This window comes from Faecalicoccus sp. LCP19S3_E2, from assembly GCF_052121255.1.
Lineage (GTDB): Bacteria > Bacillota_I > Bacilli_A > Erysipelotrichales > Erysipelotrichaceae > Faecalicoccus.
Map to the genome: position 1 here is coordinate 1 of NZ_JBQKEP010000022.1, position 17,810 is coordinate 17,810.

The window sequence follows — 17,810 nt, forward strand, 5'->3', positions numbered from 1 at the left end:
GATTGAGAGGACAAGTTAGTTACTTTTTTATTCGTCAAATACGAAAAGAAGATCTTTTTAAATTTGCGATTACTTAAAAGGCTATGTCAACAAATTGGAGGTTAAGCGAAAGAAGTATCTAAACTTCTCACAAAGTCTAAATACTTCTTTGATCTTCTCACAACTATTATGACTAACGTTTTGAGAACTTCAAAACCTTATAAAATTAAGGTTTTATAGCATATTTGTTTCTTACCTGTTGCATTGCCAATAAAAACTTCAACACCTGACAATAATCTCTCCCAGAAATCTGTATAATCTTTGTGCAAAAAATAAATTCCTCATATCATCATGGTTAAGATTAACTTATTGATTGGCCATCTGGCTTTTTTCACAATTCCTATTTTTTAGGTAATCCTAATGCAGTTGCGGAAGCATTTTCCTTTATATAAATTACATAATTTTCGATTTTTTTAAATACAATCGATTCTAGTGGTTAAAGCATACTCGGCTTTCTAAATCATGTAAATAATCTATACACTCTGTTAGTTTTGAATCTGGCAATATCTAGGAAAAACTCAACTATAAAAATCCAAGGCATGAACACCTCTATAGTCAAATTGAATTATATGACCAATGCACCTGGTTTGCCTGGGGAAGGTTTTATGAAATCTATGGATACATTTTTTGATTTGCCGGAAACGGCAATCAATATGTCAATCAACTTGTCGCGGTACATCCCGATAAATTTGAGAAAATCCTGCACTCCAAAGGCAGGCGCTGTCTTCTCTAGTGTTGGATATAATCATGTCGGTATTTTGATTGCATGAGATGGCACAAATATTACCATACAGGAAGGCAACATTGATGGTAAACCCAACACCTTCCAAGAAGCTAAAAAGATTGGCAAACTAAAACTTATACCCTTGGTCAACTTAACAGCATCTATAAAGTGTAGTATTTGCCAATCTTAAATAATCAACAAATAAAAAGATGGTTGTCAACATTTTCGGTTCCAGCCATCTTTTTTCATTAATATCGCTTATATTTCAAACATTAGTTCATTTTCCACTGTGCACTCTCGCTTTGCAAATCAACCATCCTTCGATAGATGCCATTCTTCTCCATCAGCTCTGATGGAGATCCTTGTTCAACTATGTGGCCATTATCCAAAACTACGATATGATCCGCTCCGGCTACCGTGCGCATTCTGTGTGCAATAACAAGTACCGTTTTACCCATTAACAAACGTGATAATGCTGCCTGCACCTTAGTTTCGTTTTCAACATCTAATGATGCGGTTGCCTCATCCAATAGTACGATAGGCGCATCTTTTAAAAGAGCACGGGCAATCGAAATGCGTTGTCTTTCTCCACCTGATAATTTAGCGCCATTTTCACCAATCGGTGTGGCATATCCTTGTGGTAAAAGATTTACAAACTCATCACAGTTAGCCGCTTTGGCTGCCGCAAGGACTTCTTCATCACTGGCACCGCGCTTACCGAGACGTATGTTTTCCATCACTGTATCATCAAATAACACGACATCCTGGAATACCATTGAATAGTCGGTTAATAAAACTTCTGGATCGACTGTGGATATGTCAACTCCACCCACACAAATATGACCGCTGTCTATATCCCATAATCGTGCCGCCAGTCTAGCGCAAGTACTCTTACCCGAACCAGAAGGGCCAACCAAAGCTGTTACTTGTCCCTGTTTGGCAGTGAAGCTTACATCATGCAATACCTCTTTGTGATCATAAGAGAAACTTACATGGTCAAACACAATATCATGCCCTTGGGGTTTAAAAGTATCTGATCCAGTCGCAATTGCTGTTTCATAGATTTCATTGATGCGATCTGCCGATACCTGTGAAACAAACATTTCCGCAATCAAAGCCAAGCTTTGATCAAATGGAGCATACACACGCGTAATAACCAATAAAAACAAGAACAACAACATAAAGTCGATCTGTCCTGATAAGATCAGGTTGGCTCCTACTAGAATCGTTGTTGCTACACCTAATCGCATAATCACACTAGCTGCATTGACAAACAATCCTGTTGTGAGTTCACCCTTGATCGTAACCTTTTCGTGTTGATTGATTTTTTCGTTTAATCCACTCAAATATCGTTTCTCCTGATTCGTAGCACGGATTTCTCTTACATTTTCAAGTGCTTCTTGGATACCGTCTGATACTCGTATAGCTGCAGCTTTTGTGATTTGTGAACTTCGTTCCGTCAGTTTTCGACTGCCAAACAATAAGGCAAACGCTACCGGTACACCCCAAAGACAGGCAATAGCCAACTTCCAGTTATAGAAAATCAAACAAATCGCAATGATGGCAGTAGAGATATACGCACCATACAAATATCCCAAAACATGACTCCATACATGCTCCATTCGGTTGACATCTCCCATCAATGTTTCGGTAAGATCTGCCAGATCACGTTTACCAAAGTACCCTAAAGGAAGTTTGCGCAAACGCTCTGCCAAATGAAGACGTGTTGTTTTAACTTCTCCATACACCAGACCATAGGTCGCTTTATACTGCAGATAATGTGTTATAAAAGATAGAAGTAAAAATGCAACGATCAATAAGATTGGCACAAGGATATTTGTTACAGCTGATTCGCCAATCAAAGTTTCCATAAAGTTTCCCATAACCAGATATAAAATACCGGTTCCTGCCATGACGACTAAATTGGTGATCACAGTAAAGAAAGTCCCACGTTTTGTATTTTTGACACCTTGATCTGTTAAAGCATAGGTACGTTGAAACTTTTCGCCAAACATTTATGCCACCTCCTTTTGAGCGGTAATTTTCCACTGGATTGCTTTATTATAATCAGTCCACATTTTTGCATATAAGCCATTTGCTTTAATAAGATCTTCATGTGTGCCTTGTTCAGTTATTTTTCCTTCATTCAAGACAATGATCTTATCAGCCCCCACTACCGTAGATAAACGATGAGCAATCATGATGACAGTTCGTCCTTTCATCAGCTTCGTAAAGCCTTTTTGAATCAAAGCTTCATTTTCCGGGTCAGCAAAGGCGGTTGCCTCATCTAGTACAATAATTGGAGCATCTTTTAATATAGCTCTGGCCAAAGCGATACGCTGTTGTTCGCCTCCAGAAAGATAGGTCCCTTCCGTTCCTATTATGGTATCCATTCCTTGAGGGAGTTTTTCCAGAATATCTTTACACTGCGCTGACATTAAGGCCGATAACACTTCCTCACGAGTGGCATTGGGTCTTGAAGATCGCACATTTTCATAAATGGAAGTTTTAAAAAGGCGGTTGTTTTGGAATACAAATGCTATCTGATCCATGAGCTCATGCGGATCCATTTCTTTTACATCCACACCACCTACCAGCACTTCACCAGAGCTGACATCCCAAAATCTTGGAATCAAACTGGCAGCTGTGGTCTTGCCGCCACCGGAAGGTCCAACCAAAGCAATCGTTTGTCCGGGTTCTGCCTTAAAAGAAACATGAGATAAAGCTTCTCTTTGTGCACCTTCGTATGTAAAGCTGACATCCTTAAATTCTACAGAACTATCCATTGGATGTTTTGACTGTTTACTTACCGATAATGTAGGTGCATCCATAACTTGAACAATACGTCCCAGAGCAGTATGTGCAAGCATAATTCCCGAAGATGCAAACATAATACGTGCCAAAGCAGTAGAGATGATAGCTGAAAATACAGCATAGAAGGCAAAGTTGGTTACAAACTCTGCAAAATTTCCACTAGATAATGCCCCAGGTGCCAGAAATAAGGCAACTGGCACTAAGAACGCAAAAGCTCCTTCAGTAAAAGTTAAATTTACAGATTGTAGTTTGCTGCAGACATTTGAGTTATAGTGTTCGGCAAAATAACTGTATTCCTCGATTGATTTCTGAAAAGCTTTGAAGGAATACACCGTCTGTTGGAAGATCTTAACGACCGGGATTCCACGTACATATTCGGTCCCGGCTTTGCTCATTCGATCTAAAGCTGCCTGATATTGAGCCATAAAACCAGCATTTTTACCGCCCATCATCGCAAACATGGAAAGAATTGAGATCACAGCAGCCAATAGGCAAGCACATCCCATACGCCAGTCAAATACGAACATCAACACTAACATCGCAATAAATAAAGTGATCGTCCCTATAATATCCGCCAGATTATGAGCCAATAAAGTTTCGGTATCCGCTGCCGCTGCATCTAAGCGCCCACGAATCAATCCGGAAGCATTGACATCAAAAAATCCAAGCGGAGCTTCCATTAAATGTGCGACACCACGTTTACGAATATTGGCTGCGGTACGAAAGGCAGCCAAATGTGTACACATCAAACCAACAAAGTATATAAGAATTCCGCCGACTGCCGATTCAAAGGCAATCCATCCATATTGAGTAATCATTTCTGCCTGACTCCAATTAGGTGCTACTGCAATCAAATTCCTGGCAACTAGCCAGATACATACATAAGGGATCATGCTCAAGATCATCGAAATAGCCGACAAGATCAATCCGATATAAGTCAAGATTCGATGACTTCCAGCATAATCCATCAAGATCGCTACATCACTCTTTTTCTTTTGTTTCATCCAAAAGCCTCCTTCTTTTAGTTAGTTTAAGCTAACTTAATGGCTAAAATTTAAAGGGGTCATTGCCCCATTAATGATAGCCATCCGCCAGTGTAAAAGGTTCGAAATTGTTCCACACATTGCAGAGCCTGTTCTTTAGGCATGTCATGGATTGCGATTTCAAACAGACCATTGAACATACCGCTTGCAATGATATGACAAATGGAATTGCTCAATTCTGGAACATCTTTGCCCAAATGGCGAAGCACTTCTATATAGCGAAGTGTATATTCCACTTCTACTTCTACCATGTTGTGAATAAAGCGCTCATAGCTCGTTCCTTCTGAGCGTGTAAGAAGTAACTTTACCGAATCTCTATGCTGACAGATATAATCCACCATCCATCTTACATAGTTTCCGGATTCATCTCCCATATGAGAAACTTGTTCTTCTTCCGGTAACTCCGCAAAAGAAGTCTGCGCCTTCATAAAGCGTCCCATCAAAGCGGCTGCATGTGGTTCCACAAGCGCATTGAACAAGGCCTCCTTGCTGGAGAAATAGCCATAGAACGCTCCAGTAGTCACTCCAGCATTTTTCACAATCTGTCGAAGCGAAGCTCCCTGAAATCCTTTTTCAAGAAATTCCTGCATAGCTGCCTGTTCAATACTCTCTAAAGTCGCACTTGTCTTTTCTTCCATATCTTCCTCCCCGAATAACACTGTTATATAACACCGTTATAATACTTCTAGCCTTCTTTGTTTGTCAAGATACAATAGCAAATCACTTTAGTAAATTTCTCCTTCAGACATTAATTATTAAAACGTCTCTGCCAACAATGGTTATAAATAATCATACTGTATTTAAAAGTATTTAAGCTTCTCACAATAATTTTTACTAACGTTTTTTTAAATGTACAGTCCTTTAAATAGAGACTATTTAAAGACTTTTACGTGCTATTAACGTGCATGGATTCTTCTATTGGAAATATTTTGTATTTGATTCTATATTTCACAAATTTGAATTATTCTCATTTTTTCGAAGCGATATTATTATAGTGAGATAAAAGTAAGTAATTTTTGAGAGAATTCCATTTATGCAGTCTATCGTTCAAGATACATTCAATAACATAGGTACTTTACATTTTCAATTGATGATTTTTCCAAAATAATTACTGTATCGCATACGTGTTGCTTACCATTTCAAAACTCTATAAACACAAAAAAACTCAAATCGTATTTGAGCCGATAAATAAAGGCTTTGAGCGACTTGAGTTTTTTTGGATTGTTTTGAGCATTCCCAAAAATTAACGTTTTGAGAACTGTGGAGCACGACGTGCTGCTTTTAAACCGTATTTCTTACGTTCTTTAGCACGAGGGTCACGTGTTACGAATCCGGCTGCCTTCAATACTGGACGATAATCATCACTTGCTTCCATCAAAGCACGTGTTACACCATGACGCATAGCGCCAGCCTGTCCTGTGTATCCACCACCATGTACGTTGATTACAACATCAAACTGATCTAAAGTATTTGTCAGTTCTAATGGTGATTTAACAACCATACGCAATGTTTCCAATGGAAGATATTCTTCCAAAGTCTTTCCGTTGACTTCAATATTTCCTGTTCCTGGGCGTAAGAATACACGAGCAATAGATTTTTTACGACGTCCTACACCATGATACTGAACGATGTTTGTATTTGCCATCTTCTATTCCTCCTTATCCTTTCACCTTTAATTCAACAGGCTTCTGAGCAGCATGTGGATGTTCGCTTCCTGCATAGACAAACAAATGTCCACGCATTACATCACCTAATTTAGTGTGTGGCAACATTCCTTTTACAGCTCTTTCTACCCATTCTACTGGATATTTTTCTTTCATTTCTTTGGCAGTACGAACTCGCATACCTCCAAAGTATCCAGAGTGGTTGTAGTACTTCTCTGTGTTCAATTTGTTTCCAGTCATATCGACTTTGTCCGCATTGATCACAATTACATAATCACCGCAGTCAACATTTGGTGTGTATGTAGGTTTGTGTTTTCCTCTCAATACATGTGCACAAGTAGTGGCCAAGCGACCTAAGGTTTGTCCTTCACCGTCTACTACATACCATGTACGTGTTACGTCGGCAGGTTTTGCCATTGTAGTTTGACGCATTCTCTTTTCCTCCTTGATTTCAGCGTTACCGGGGCTGAAACGGCCGAAGATTAGCCAAGTACTATCTTATGCAAAAAGTAACGAAAAGTCAATCAAAATTACAGTATAATGTAATGGAAACACAATATACATTCCCTGATTAAAACTTTGAATATTCAGCTTTTCTTTTTGCTTTGTTTTTCTATCCCTATTTGAAAAGATGCCTCTAAAAAATCTATTGATCAAAAGGCATCTTCTCTTGTTTATATTAGTTCTGGGACAATATCATAGACATCCTGTTTTTATAATTCTATGATTGTTCCTTTGTTTTGTTCAGCCGCTTTTTCCTGGATTTTTTGTGAACATACCAGATCCAGCACCGCAGAACCGGTTGTGATAAATAAAGTCACCTCCTGGTCATTTTTACGACCATCGACTTTTCCTAAAAGGACTTCTCCAAGCTCACCACTCACTTGATCCTCATGATAAATTCCTTTTTGAATCGGCTGCAACAAACTTCCACATTCTTTTAAAGCTCCATCTCGAGTATCAACATAAACACGATCGGCATGTGTCACCGTATATTCATTGATTTCAGCCATTTCAGGTGTGTAAGAGCCAACTCCATTAATATGGCATCCCGGTTTTACCAGTCTTCCATCAAAAGTAGCAACCCTGGCTGTTGTTACAGAAGTGATGATATCGGCATCCTGAATAGCTTCTTCACTGGATGCGGCGACTTCCAGACTGGCTTTGAATACACCTTTAAAGCGTTCTGTCATCTTGTCCACAAAAGCCTGTGCTCTTTCCCTGGATATATCAAATACCTTGACTAACTCAATATCACGGACGTTTAAAACGGCTTCCAGCTGTGTTTCTGCCTGTCCACCGGTACCAAACAGTGCAAAAACCTTGCTGTCATGACGAGCTAATACATCCGTTGCGGCTCCAGCAATAGCTCCGGTACGTAAGCGTGTAAGATAGGTTCCATCCATCAGGGTACTGACCTGCCCTGTCTCGGCATCCAGATTCACCATGGTAGCCGGTACAGAGTTGAGTCCTTTTTCAATGTTTTTAGGATATACCGATACGATCTTTACCCCTAAGGCATTCGCTTTTGGTGCATATCCATACATATATAAACTTTGTCCTTCATGTTCCGGAACATCTAAATTAGCACGCAAAGGAATATTGGCACTTCCTTCCGAGTACATCTTCAATGCTTCTTTATCAGCTTCAATGGCTTCCTTCATCGGCATTACTTCTTTGATATCATCTTGTGTAAGAATACGAATTTCCATTTTCTATTTCTCCTTGTTAAATGAACTTTTCAACATGGTGATAGCGGAATACAATACGACTATCACTACGACCCATAATAAAGCAGATACATCCAGGCTTTTGACCACAAAAGCGGCAACCAAAACGCCTAATACTCCAAAGGTGGAAGTAAACAATGTAATTTTACGTGAATAGCTATCCAGCTTTATAAACTGCATGGAACCAATCGGCACAGAAAAAGTACAGGCGCCCATCATAATAGGAAACGCAATTGATGGATTAAGTCCCATCGCATAAACCGTAGCCATCGTCAATGCATATGAACCGATACCGATATTGTTTAACGCTCCAAATAACATGCAAAGAAGCGCAAACAAAATCAAAGAGCCACCTTCTAAAGAGCTTAATTCTCCTCCACTTGGATAAATGCCAAATTTTCCTGCCAAGATCAGTCCGGCCGCAATAAAGAGTCCAGCTGCCACAAAACGTTTGATTTGATTTGCAGGCAGTTTTGTTACATAACGAGGAGATACATAGGCACCCACCACCTGACAAACGATTGCCGTGACCAGCGTCAACAAGCCAACCTCAATACTGGATATATAAGCCAGTGCCATCACCGCAACCGGAATCACACATTCTGTATTTAAAGTTCCCGGCAACTTCTTATCCGAAACCCATTTTGCTTTGGGATACAAACTTGATCCGATCGCAAAATCACTGATTCCAAACGTCGAAAGAAAGAACATGAAAAAAGACACAATGGCCATCGCAACAGGATTTCCCGGTTCCTCCTTCAATTCTTCTTTATGCTGCAGTACATCTAAGACAAAGCGAATCGCAAAAAGCCCATTCACCAACACCACTAAGATCAAGATCACTTGAACTATGTTGATTCCATCCATTCATTTCTCTCCTAATTTTTATAAAATACATCACGAATATCTTTCAATTGATCCATGACCGGTAAATCTTCAATCTGATTCAGAATCTTGAGACAATATGCATCATGCATGATATATTCTCTGGCAAAAAAAGACATCTCTTTTTTTCTTGTATAAATCGCATGGCTCATTCCTTTTTCATCAAATGTCACATACAACATCGCTTGTCCGTCTATCGTCAACAAAAGCCATCTTCCATTCATATCTTCCAGCTTCTCTTTTTCATATCCATGACGATAAACATGCTTTAAGTTTGTTTTATACTCCTGTTTTTCATCATATAGGATGATCAAAACTTCTTTCAGTCTTCTTTGCACTTCTGCCAAAGCATGTTCCATTTCATCATTTAATTCCTGGGACCACAATTGGATCAACACTTGTTTTTTTGACTGCTTCAATAATTCCAAGCAGCGAACTTTTACAAGATTCCAGTCATTTAACTCCCATATTTGTTCATCTTCCCGAAGATACGAATCCAGTTCTATTTCACGTTTCAGCTTTGTTCGTGTTTCCTGAATTGTATTTTCCATCAAAGAACATACCATATCAATGGATTCTGCTTTATAAAGCTTTGTGCGCTTTGACTGACTAAAACAGACAATTCCCCTTCTCTCCAAGGATTCTAAGATATTGTAAACTTTAGAACGAGGAACACCGGAAGTCTTACTGACTTCATAACCCGTCTGCGGCCCATATTGTGTCAATGTGACATACACTTTTGCCTCTGATTCTGTGAATTGAAAATTTTTTAATAATTCAATCACAGACATACCAAATCCTCCTAGTGTCAACCAAGGTCTTTCTTGTTATGCGCTACCTTGGGTAACTACTATAATTCTATTATAGTGCCTCTAAATATATTTTCAATATAAATAATATATTTTATATAGGTTTTATACATAATAAAAAAACCAGTATGTCATCAAACTGGTTTCTACATCATTGAAAAATCAACTTTTTTAAGTGTATCCACAATTTCTACGTCATACTTTAAAAGACTCTCATAGGCTTCAAGAAATAATTCTTTTTCCAGTCCAAACGGCTGATGAGCATCCATACCGATAATCGCTTTGTTTTTATATTGAGAAGCAATCTGCCAAAAGCGTGGATGCGGATAAGCCACAAATCCCATTTGTCTTGCCTTCTGGAATCCAAGTACGTTGTACTCTAAGGGAATCTCTAATTCTTTGGCCAACTTGCAGATACTATGAAAGCCCTCTTCCAGTTGATCATTCCATTTTAAACGCGGATTCAACAAGATCAATTCCGGATGCGCCAGGCAAGAATACATGCCTGTCTTAAGGCCCTCCAATGTAGATGTAAAATAATCTTCTATATGATTCTGCGGACAATTCCCGTAATAAATACCGGTTTCATCACTTTGATAATAATGATTGCCAAAGATCAGATAATCCAACTGTTTTTCTTTACAAAAGTTTTTTAACCAATCCATAGATTTTGGAAAGTATTCAGCTTCCAGTCCACAGAGGATCTCAATTTGATCCTGATATTTTTGTTTTAAGTCTAAAATACTTTTCTGATAGCCATCAAATTCTGTTTCCAACATGCGAATATGCGGATGAAAACCACTTGGATAATGCCAACAGGCATGATCTGAAAATCCAAGCGTGGTATAGCCTTCCTGTATGGCAATCTGTACATAGTCTTCATCAGTTCCCATCGCATGGTGACATCGTGCTGTATGTGTATGATAATTTTTCATCCCTAATACCTCACTTTCATCAGATATAAGCCTTGTGGCGGCGCATTATATCGACAAACTTCTTTATTTTTTTCCAGAAGCATGTGTTGAACATCCAATGGTTGGATTCTTTGTTTTCCAACTTCGATTAAAGTCCCCGTCATCATTCGAACCTGATAGCGTAGAAAACCATTTCCTTCAAATAAAAAATGAACGTCTTTGTCTTTATTTCGTATCTCGATCAACCGCACATTTTTGATTCTTGGTTTTCTGGGATCGATTCGACTGCTGGAAAAGCTGGTAAAATCATGTTCTCCTATAAGATAGAAAGCCGCTTCCAACATTTTCTCCATGTCCAGCTTTTGATACAAAGGCGCTTTATATCGATAGGCAAACGGATCGTTGACATCATAGGTCGCAATATACGCATATTGTTTGGATTTACAGGAGAAACGAGCATGAAAATCTTCTGGTGCGATTTCAGCACTTTGAATTCGTATGTCCTGTGGCAACAAAGCATTCATAGCCTTTACATATTGCCATGGCTGCATAGCTATCTCACTTTGGAAATGAAATACCTGGCCAAGGGCATGCACATGAGCATCTGTTCTCCCACTGGCTACAATTTCAACCGGACTTTTCTGTATTTTTTCTAATGCTTCTTCGATGATCGTTTGAATCCCTAAAGCATTCTCCTGTTTTTGCCAACCGGCATAATTATAACCGTCATAAGCTACCGTACATTTTATGATCATAATAGCCAAATTCCTATGCAGACACCCAATATACAGACACTGCAGAACATGCCTAAACGATCGATTCCGTGCATTTTTAACACTTTGTATCTTGTTCTTTGTTTATTGGGATCATATCCTCTTGCCTCCATCGCATTGGCAAGCTGTTCAGCACGATCAAAGCTCGATACAAATAAAGGAACGATCAAGGAAAGGATCGACATTACCTTCTCTTTTAAGCTTCCATTTTCAAAATCGACACCACGGCTGGCCTGTGCATTCATGATGCGTTGTGTTTCTTCAATCAAAGTCGGAATAAAACGCAAGGCAATACTGATCATCATCGCAATGATATGAGCCGGTAAGCCTATCTTTTCAAACGGTTTTAACAGCTTTTCAATTCCCAGTGTCAAATCCAATGGCTTTGTCGTTGCGGTCAAAATGGTCGTAAGCACGATCATGAACATCAGTCGCACGGCAATATATAAGGTTTGAAACACCGCATCGGAATAGACGGAAAACCATCCCCATTCGATCCATGGTCTGCCTGTTTTGATGACAAGGACATTGATTACCAGAAGAAAGATCATCATCCATATGATCGGCTTCATGGCACGCAGGGCAAATCGTATCTGCAGCTTTGATAAGAAAAGACAAGCTAAAATAAAAGCACCAATCACAACATAGCCTATAGCACCTGCCGGAATAAAGACCGCAATCATCACAAACAACAAGATCATGATTTTGGCTCTTGGATCCATCGCATGAACTTTAGAATCCAATGGCAAATATCGTCCTAACGCGATATTATTCATGGAGCATCACCTGCTCTCTAACACATTTCACCAGAGCATCTAAGTCCAGGATCTCATCCGGTATCAAAAAGCCTTTTTCCTTCAACATCAATTTTAAACGAATGATTGCCGGCGGATTGATTCCTACCTTGATCATCCATTCCGGATGTTCAAAGAATGTATGCACATCGCTTTCCTGTAATACTTTTCCATGATCCAGTACGATGACATGATCACAATAACGCATGACATGCTCCATATCGTGGGAAACTAAAAGAATAGTCTTGTTGTGTATACGATTTAAATCCATAAACAAAGACATCATCTCTTTGGCTCCCTGAGGATCTAAACCGGCCGTTGGCTCATCCAATACCAAAACCTTGGGATCTAATACCAATATTCCGGCAATCGCCACTCTTCTTTTTTGACCGCCGCTTAATTCAAACGGAGATCTTTGTAGATACGATTCATCCAGACCAACCATCGGAAGAATCTTCTTTACAAGCTCATTGGCCTTCTCTTCTTCCACTCCAAAATTTTTAGGACCAAATGCTATATCTTTTTCAATCGTCTCTTCAAACAACTGATATTCCGGAAACTGAAATACTAATCCAACTTCTTTACGCAATGCTTTTACATCTTTGATCTTTAATAGAGGCTGAATATGAAATCCACAAATATCCAAGGTACCGGCACTGGGAATCAATAAACCGTTTAAATGCTGCACCAGGGTGGATTTCCCGGAGCCTGTCTGTCCGATAATGGCAGTGACCTTTCCTTCAGGAATGCTCAAGTCAATGCCGTGTAAAGCACTGTGTTCAAAAGGGGTACCTGCATTATACACATGTTCTAAGTGGTTGATTTCAATTGACATAACTGTTTCACCACCTCTTCTAAAGTACAGACCGGTTGGTCTGTGATTTTTTCTTTGATCAATTCTTTTGAGAATTTTAATGCGAATGGAATATCCAGCTTCATTTCTTCCATTTCTTTGGCATGGGCGAAAATTTCCATAGGTGAACCCGTCATGGCTACCTCGCCATCTCTTAAAACGATGACAAAGTCACTTTGTGCCACTTCTTCCATATCGTGTGTAATGGAAAGAATTGTTCTGTCTTTTTTCGTATGAAGCTGTTTGATCTGTGCATTGATGCTGGCCTTTCCCTGAGGATCTAACATACTGGTTGATTCATCAAATACGATGATCTCCGGTTCAATGGCCAAAATACCCGCAATGGCCACACGCTGCTTTTGACCGCCGGAAAGCTTTGTAGGCTCACTGTCCAAATACTCCATCATTCCGACTTTTTGTGCCGAAGACTCAATAATAGCCTGCATCTCTTCCTGAGGAACACAATGGTTTTCCAAGCCAAAGGCAATATCGTCCGCTACGGTCGATCCGATAAACTGGTTATCCGGATTCTGGAAGACGATCCCTACATGATTACGAAGTTCATAAACACTTTCTTCATTGAGTGTTTTTCCTAATATGCGGATTTCGCCACTTTTGGCCGGCAATAAGCCGATCAACAACTTTGCGATCGTACTTTTACCAGAACCATTATGACCGATAATGGTCGTATAGCTTCCTTTGGGTATCGAAAAGGAAACATCTTTTATAACATCATTTTGCCCATCATAGGAAAATGTCAGATTCATCACTTGGATTGCATCCATTTTGCACTCCTCCCAACTCGTTCATTATAGCGAAAAGTCTAACAGTTTAAAAGAAAAAGAAGGTTATACCCCTTCTTTTCGTTGCATTTCACGCATCATTTTTTTAAATTCTCTGTAAAACAGAATGGCAGTCGTGGCAACGGCAATCGTATCCGCAATCGGTTCAGCTAGAAAAACCGCAAAAACCTTATCGGGAATCAACATCGGCAAAATATAGATCAAAGGTATCAACAACAACATTTTTCGCAATACAGCTAAAAAAGCACTGATCTTTGAATTTCCAAATGCGATAAAGCTTTGTTGGCAGGAAATCTGAATTCCCATCAATAAGACTGTGGACATGTAGATCCGTAAAGCCCAACAAGTGATTTCCGCTAATTCAGTATCATTGGTAAATATTGCCACAAACAAGCCGGGAAATAGTAAAACCATGGCCCATAAAATAGTTGAATATCCAAGACAAGCCAATGTTTGAAGACGAAAAGCACGCTTCACACGATCCGATAGCTTAGCTCCATAGTTATAGCTGATGATCGGCTGCCCACCTTGTGTAATTCCCTGCAGTGGCAACATGGCAAACTGCATCACACTGGACAGAATGGTCATCGCACCGACCGCTAAATCGCCACCATATCTTAAAAGTGAGGAATTGAAACAAAGAACCAGAACACTCTCTGTTGCCTGCATCAGGAAAGGAGCCACACCTAAGGCAATACATGGAAGCATGATGGATGCGCTCAAACGAAGATTCTTTTTTTGCAGGCGCAAAACACTTTTAGAAGAACATAAAAAGTAAATAGCCCATGCGGCACTAAAAGCCTGTGAAATTACCGTAGCTAAAGCAGCTCCCTGTACACCCATGCCAAAGCCAAAAATAAAGATCGGATCCAGCACGATATTCGTAACCGCACCAATACATACGGTAAACATGCTGATCAAAGAAAATCCCTGGCAGGATATGAAGGCATTGAGTCCTAATGTCAATTGTACGAAAATCGTACCAATCGCATAGATTTGTATATAGTCCATGGCATAACCGATCGTATTGTCACTGGCACCAAATAAATACAATAGTGGTCTGGCGCCGATCAACATAGCTATAGTCAGAAGAATCGCAATGATGCATAAGGATACAAAGCTGTTTCCCATGATTTTCTCGGCCATATCGTTTTGTTTCTTTCCCATGTAGATACTGGCTCTGGGAGCACCACCCATACCAAACAGATATGCAAATGCACTTACGATCATGATTAATGGAAAACAAACACCTACACCGGTCAAGGCCACACTGCCTACTTCCGGAATATGCCCAATATACATTCGATCCACCATATTATAAAGAGCATTGACAACTTGTGAAGTAATGGCCGGTACCGCAAGAACCCACAATAAATGTCCAATAGGTTCTTTGGCAAGATTTACTTCTTTTGATAATGTTAATTTCATTCGATCACCCCAAATACTTAAGCATATTAAGTTTATACCTGACAAAAATAAAAGACAAGACTCAATCTTGCCTCTTATGCCAAAAACTCATTTTCTTCCTGCGCAGCTTCAGATTTAACAGGAACATCGACAACGACTGTATCCTCATCCTCCGGTAGTAAGAACGCATCCAGTTCTTTTTTCCGTTCTCTATCCAAATGAAGTTTAGCCAGTACTGCCGTCAAAGCAGCCGCAACAGCCGCTAATGCCAATAAAACCTTGATCCATTTACGCATTCTTTTTCCTCCTTGCCAGAGCGATACCATCTCCTACATTATAAAATTCAACTTGGAAATCTTCCAGCTCTGTTAAAAAATCATGGTATGCACGAATTTTCCGTACCAAACTTTTTGTGTTTCGATTGTTTGTACGTTCCGGATGTTCTACCAGTCCATGAAAATTCATGTTGTCTGTGAGTATTATACCATCTTGCGCAAGCAATGGGGAAAATTTGTTAAAAAAACGTGTGTATTGTGCTTTGGCCGCATCAATAAAAATACAGTCAAATACACCTTGTACTTCTACCTCTAAAGCATCTCCTTCGATCAACGTAATTTGATTTTCAAGCCCAAGATTCTGGATATTTTTTTTAGCCTGTTCAATCATTTTAGGATCTCGTTCAATCGTAACCACACGGATACTTTCATCCAACAAGGCAATTTGAATAGCGGTATGAGCAATAGCAGTTCCAATTTCTAAAAAAGAATGACAATGATATTCCAGAAATTTTTCTTTTAAGAACTGAAAGCCTTCATCTTGTATAATAGGTACTGCATTCTCTAGCGCATAGTTTTTAATAGTCTCTAACTTATTCATACATAGGCTCCCTTATAAAAAAGGAAGCAGATTGCTCTACTTCACAAATTGTACGATTGCCATCGGTGCCGCATCCCCTTTACGGATACGTGTCTTGATTACACGTGTATATCCTCCGTTGCGGTCGGCATAGCTTGGCCCGATTTCATTGAATAGTTTCTGTAATGCCGTTGTTCCTTCGTCATCTACTTCTACGTTACGTACAAAGGCAGCTGCCTGTCTTCTGGCATGCAGATCATTTCTCTTGGCCAGTGTCACCAGCTGATCCATTACAGCACTTAATTCTTTGGCTTTCATTTCTGTTGTTTCGATCTGTCCGCTTTCAATCAAAGATGTTGCCATGTTTCTTAACAACGCTTTTCGATGATCGGCGGTACGTCCTAATTTACGATTCCACATATGACTTCCTCCTACTCGTTACTAGACTTGAAACTTAATCCAAGTGAATAAATCTTATCTTTCACTTCTTTTAGACTCTTCTTACCTAAATTCCGTACATGAATCATTTCTTCTTCGGTCTTCTGTGTCAGTTCTTCTACGGTAGTAATACCGGCACGTTTCAAACAGTTGTAAGAACGAACGGATAATTCCAGATCCTCGATCATCTTATGTTGAATAGAATTTGTATCTTCTTCCGTTTCATTTTCTGTTTCATCAATGTGCTCTAATTTGGCCTCATCAATGTCTTTCAAGATCGCAAAATGATCGCGAAGGATCTTTGAACCGATTGATAAAGCTTCCGAAGGCATCAAACGTCCATCTGTATCGATGACCATCGTCAGTGTTTCTGTATCATCAGCGTTAACATCGACACTGTAGCTTACTTTTTTAACCGGTGAATATAAAGAGTCTGTATAAATAATTCCCAGAGGTTGTCCATCATTCTGATAAAGATGCTTGCTTACATCTGCTCTTTTAAAGCCTCGACCCAAACGTGCCTGCATTTCCATATTGAATGTAGCTCCCTGTGCCAATGTACAAATCACTAAATCCGGATTCAGTACATCAACACCTGTCGGACATTCAATATCAGCTGCCGTAACGACACAAGGTCCACTTTTATTGATACGAAGTGTATAAACATCATTATCATTAATATCAATCTTTAGTAAAAGCTGTTTAATATTTAAAATAATTGTAGCAGCATCCTCTTTTACACCTTCTACACCAGTGAATTCATGATAGATTCCATCAATACGGATACTAAACACGGATCCACCCGGCAAAGAAGAAAGTAAGACACGGCGCAATGCATTTCCCATTGTCGTACCGAAGCGGTTCTGTAATGGGGTAAAAACAAACTTTCCTTGCGTTTTAGATTCTTCTATCGTTTGAATTGTATAGCTTGCCATTGGGACACCTCCTATTGTTCTAATTTCTATCCACGAGGTCGTTTTGGCGGACGACATCCATTGTGTGGAATTGGGGTCACATCATTGATCATCGTGATGCTCAGTCCGGCTACCTGCAACGCTCTCACTGCTGCTTCTCGTCCCGGCCCCGGTCCTTTTACTTCCACGCTGACCGTCTTCATCCCGTGATCCATTGCAGCTTTACCTGCTGCTTCTCCAGCTAACTGGGCTGCATACGGTGTGCTCTTTCGGCTTCCCTTGAATCCTAAGGCTCCCGCACTGCTCCATGCTACCGCATTTCCACTCTCATCTGTGATCGTTACGATCGTA

20 protein-coding genes are annotated in these 17,810 nt (G+C 39.7%); 1 reads left to right on the top strand and 19 read right to left on the bottom strand.

The features are described 5' to 3' along the window. Positions 1–644 precede the first annotated feature (644 nt). Positions 645–809, top strand: coding sequence for a hypothetical protein (locus ACTQX6_RS11980; RefSeq protein ID WP_195222383.1), 165 nt, complete (start codon positions 645–647; stop codon positions 807–809). Positions 810–1,035: 226 nt separating this feature from the next. Here the strand turns inward: ACTQX6_RS11980 and ACTQX6_RS11985 are convergent, their stop codons facing one another. From ACTQX6_RS11985 to rpsK, 19 genes are all read right to left on the bottom strand, one after another. After that, positions 1,036–2,778, bottom strand: coding sequence for an ABC transporter ATP-binding protein (locus ACTQX6_RS11985; RefSeq protein WP_294688944.1), 1,743 nt, complete (start codon positions 2,776–2,778; stop codon positions 1,036–1,038). Then, the gene (locus tag ACTQX6_RS11990; protein WP_441657539.1) at positions 2,779–4,581 is read right to left on the bottom strand and encodes an ABC transporter ATP-binding protein; all 1,803 of its coding nucleotides are present in this window, start codon (positions 4,579–4,581) and stop codon (positions 2,779–2,781) included. Between the two features lie 59 nt (positions 4,582–4,640). Next, positions 4,641–5,258, bottom strand: coding sequence for a TetR/AcrR family transcriptional regulator (locus tag ACTQX6_RS11995; RefSeq protein WP_294688940.1), 618 nt, complete (start codon positions 5,256–5,258; stop codon positions 4,641–4,643). Between the two features lie 605 nt (positions 5,259–5,863). Further along, entirely contained in the window at positions 5,864–6,265 is a 402-nt protein-coding gene (rpsI, locus tag ACTQX6_RS12000; protein ID WP_022790764.1) for a 30S ribosomal protein S9, read from the bottom strand. Between the two features lie 13 nt (positions 6,266–6,278). Further along, positions 6,279–6,716: a 50S ribosomal protein L13 gene (rplM, locus tag ACTQX6_RS12005; protein WP_022790763.1), complete on the bottom strand. Its 438-nt coding sequence runs from the start codon at positions 6,714–6,716 to the stop codon at positions 6,279–6,281. A 281-nt stretch (positions 6,717–6,997) separates the two neighbouring features. Continuing rightward, the gene (locus ACTQX6_RS12010; protein WP_272006122.1) at positions 6,998–7,996 is read right to left on the bottom strand and encodes an ornithine cyclodeaminase family protein; all 999 of its coding nucleotides are present in this window, start codon (positions 7,994–7,996) and stop codon (positions 6,998–7,000) included. Between the two features lie 3 nt (positions 7,997–7,999). Beyond that, positions 8,000–8,881 carry a TSUP family transporter gene (locus ACTQX6_RS12015; RefSeq protein ID WP_117446440.1) on the bottom strand — a complete coding sequence of 294 codons (882 nt, stop codon included), beginning with the start codon at positions 8,879–8,881 and terminating at the stop codon, positions 8,000–8,002. A gap of 11 nt (positions 8,882–8,892) precedes the next feature. Then, positions 8,893–9,690: a TrmB family transcriptional regulator gene (locus tag ACTQX6_RS12020; RefSeq protein ID WP_272000969.1), complete on the bottom strand. Its 798-nt coding sequence runs from the start codon at positions 9,688–9,690 to the stop codon at positions 8,893–8,895. Positions 9,691–9,854: 164 nt separating this feature from the next. Further along, complete coding sequence (locus tag ACTQX6_RS12025) at positions 9,855–10,643, bottom strand: histidinol-phosphatase (RefSeq protein ID WP_117446438.1); 789 nt, start codon at positions 10,641–10,643, stop codon at positions 9,855–9,857. Positions 10,644–10,645: 2 nt separating this feature from the next. Further along, positions 10,646–11,377 carry a tRNA pseudouridine(38-40) synthase TruA gene (gene truA, locus ACTQX6_RS12030; protein ID WP_294688671.1) on the bottom strand — a complete coding sequence of 244 codons (732 nt, stop codon included), beginning with the start codon at positions 11,375–11,377 and terminating at the stop codon, positions 10,646–10,648. Next, complete coding sequence (locus ACTQX6_RS12035; RefSeq protein WP_117446436.1) at positions 11,374–12,171, bottom strand: energy-coupling factor transporter transmembrane component T family protein; 798 nt, start codon at positions 12,169–12,171, stop codon at positions 11,374–11,376. The genes truA and ACTQX6_RS12035 overlap by 4 nt, the downstream gene beginning before the upstream one ends. Further along, complete coding sequence (locus ACTQX6_RS12040) at positions 12,164–13,024, bottom strand: energy-coupling factor transporter ATPase (protein ID WP_022790756.1); 861 nt, start codon at positions 13,022–13,024, stop codon at positions 12,164–12,166. Before ACTQX6_RS12040 ends, ACTQX6_RS12035 begins: the two co-directional genes overlap by 8 nt. Further along, entirely contained in the window at positions 13,000–13,827 is an 828-nt protein-coding gene (locus ACTQX6_RS12045) for an energy-coupling factor transporter ATPase (RefSeq protein WP_168966589.1), read from the bottom strand. Before ACTQX6_RS12045 ends, ACTQX6_RS12040 begins: the two co-directional genes overlap by 25 nt. A gap of 63 nt (positions 13,828–13,890) precedes the next feature. After that, positions 13,891–15,273 carry an MATE family efflux transporter gene (locus tag ACTQX6_RS12050; protein WP_294688673.1) on the bottom strand — a complete coding sequence of 461 codons (1,383 nt, stop codon included), beginning with the start codon at positions 15,271–15,273 and terminating at the stop codon, positions 13,891–13,893. A gap of 74 nt (positions 15,274–15,347) precedes the next feature. After that, positions 15,348–15,548: a hypothetical protein gene (locus tag ACTQX6_RS12055; RefSeq protein ID WP_168966591.1), complete on the bottom strand. Its 201-nt coding sequence runs from the start codon at positions 15,546–15,548 to the stop codon at positions 15,348–15,350. Beyond that, the gene (locus tag ACTQX6_RS12060) at positions 15,541–16,128 is read right to left on the bottom strand and encodes an O-methyltransferase (protein WP_117446432.1); all 588 of its coding nucleotides are present in this window, start codon (positions 16,126–16,128) and stop codon (positions 15,541–15,543) included. The genes ACTQX6_RS12055 and ACTQX6_RS12060 overlap by 8 nt, the downstream gene beginning before the upstream one ends. Positions 16,129–16,164: 36 nt before the next feature. Next, positions 16,165–16,527, bottom strand: a complete 363-nt coding sequence (gene rplQ, locus ACTQX6_RS12065; protein WP_022790751.1) for a 50S ribosomal protein L17 — start codon at positions 16,525–16,527, stop codon at positions 16,165–16,167. Positions 16,528–16,538: 11 nt separating this feature from the next. Further along, positions 16,539–17,480, bottom strand: coding sequence for a DNA-directed RNA polymerase subunit alpha (locus ACTQX6_RS12070; protein WP_441657540.1), 942 nt, complete (start codon positions 17,478–17,480; stop codon positions 16,539–16,541). A gap of 26 nt (positions 17,481–17,506) precedes the next feature. After that, a partial coding sequence (gene rpsK, locus ACTQX6_RS12075; protein WP_441657541.1) for a 30S ribosomal protein S11 occupies positions 17,507–17,810 on the bottom strand: 304 nt, incomplete at its 5' end.

Coding starts and splice junctions, on each gene's coding strand:
- ACTQX6_RS11990 (WP_441657539.1), bottom strand. CDS start 4,581: ATGAAACAAAAGAAAAAGAGTGATGTAGCGATCTTGATGGATTATGCT.
- ACTQX6_RS12050 (WP_294688673.1), bottom strand. CDS start 15,273: ATGAAATTAACATTATCAAAAGAAGTAAATCTTGCCAAAGAACCTATT.
- rpsI (WP_022790764.1), bottom strand. CDS start 6,265: ATGGCAAATACAAACATCGTTCAGTATCATGGTGTAGGACGTCGTAAA.
- ACTQX6_RS12070 (WP_441657540.1), bottom strand. CDS start 17,480: ATGGCAAGCTATACAATTCAAACGATAGAAGAATCTAAAACGCAAGGA.
- ACTQX6_RS11985 (WP_294688944.1), bottom strand. CDS start 2,778: ATGTTTGGCGAAAAGTTTCAACGTACCTATGCTTTAACAGATCAAGGT.
- ACTQX6_RS12035 (WP_117446436.1), bottom strand. CDS start 12,171: ATGAATAATATCGCGTTAGGACGATATTTGCCATTGGATTCTAAAGTT.
- ACTQX6_RS12020 (WP_272000969.1), bottom strand. CDS start 9,690: ATGTCTGTGATTGAATTATTAAAAAATTTTCAATTCACAGAATCAGAG.
- ACTQX6_RS12040 (WP_022790756.1), bottom strand. CDS start 13,024: ATGTCAATTGAAATCAACCACTTAGAACATGTGTATAATGCAGGTACC.
- ACTQX6_RS11980 (WP_195222383.1), top strand. CDS start 645: ATGAAATCTATGGATACATTTTTTGATTTGCCGGAAACGGCAATCAAT.
- ACTQX6_RS11995 (WP_294688940.1), bottom strand. CDS start 5,258: ATGGAAGAAAAGACAAGTGCGACTTTAGAGAGTATTGAACAGGCAGCT.
- rplM (WP_022790763.1), bottom strand. CDS start 6,716: ATGCGTCAAACTACAATGGCAAAACCTGCCGACGTAACACGTACATGG.
- ACTQX6_RS12010 (WP_272006122.1), bottom strand. CDS start 7,996: ATGGAAATTCGTATTCTTACACAAGATGATATCAAAGAAGTAATGCCG.
- ACTQX6_RS12060 (WP_117446432.1), bottom strand. CDS start 16,128: ATGAATAAGTTAGAGACTATTAAAAACTATGCGCTAGAGAATGCAGTA.
- ACTQX6_RS12025 (WP_117446438.1), bottom strand. CDS start 10,643: ATGAAAAATTATCATACACATACAGCACGATGTCACCATGCGATGGGA.
- ACTQX6_RS12045 (WP_168966589.1), bottom strand. CDS start 13,827: ATGGATGCAATCCAAGTGATGAATCTGACATTTTCCTATGATGGGCAA.
- truA (WP_294688671.1), bottom strand. CDS start 11,377: ATGATCATAAAATGTACGGTAGCTTATGACGGTTATAATTATGCCGGT.
- ACTQX6_RS12055 (WP_168966591.1), bottom strand. CDS start 15,548: ATGCGTAAATGGATCAAGGTTTTATTGGCATTAGCGGCTGTTGCGGCT.
- rplQ (WP_022790751.1), bottom strand. CDS start 16,527: ATGTGGAATCGTAAATTAGGACGTACCGCCGATCATCGAAAAGCGTTG.
- ACTQX6_RS12015 (WP_117446440.1), bottom strand. CDS start 8,881: ATGGATGGAATCAACATAGTTCAAGTGATCTTGATCTTAGTGGTGTTG.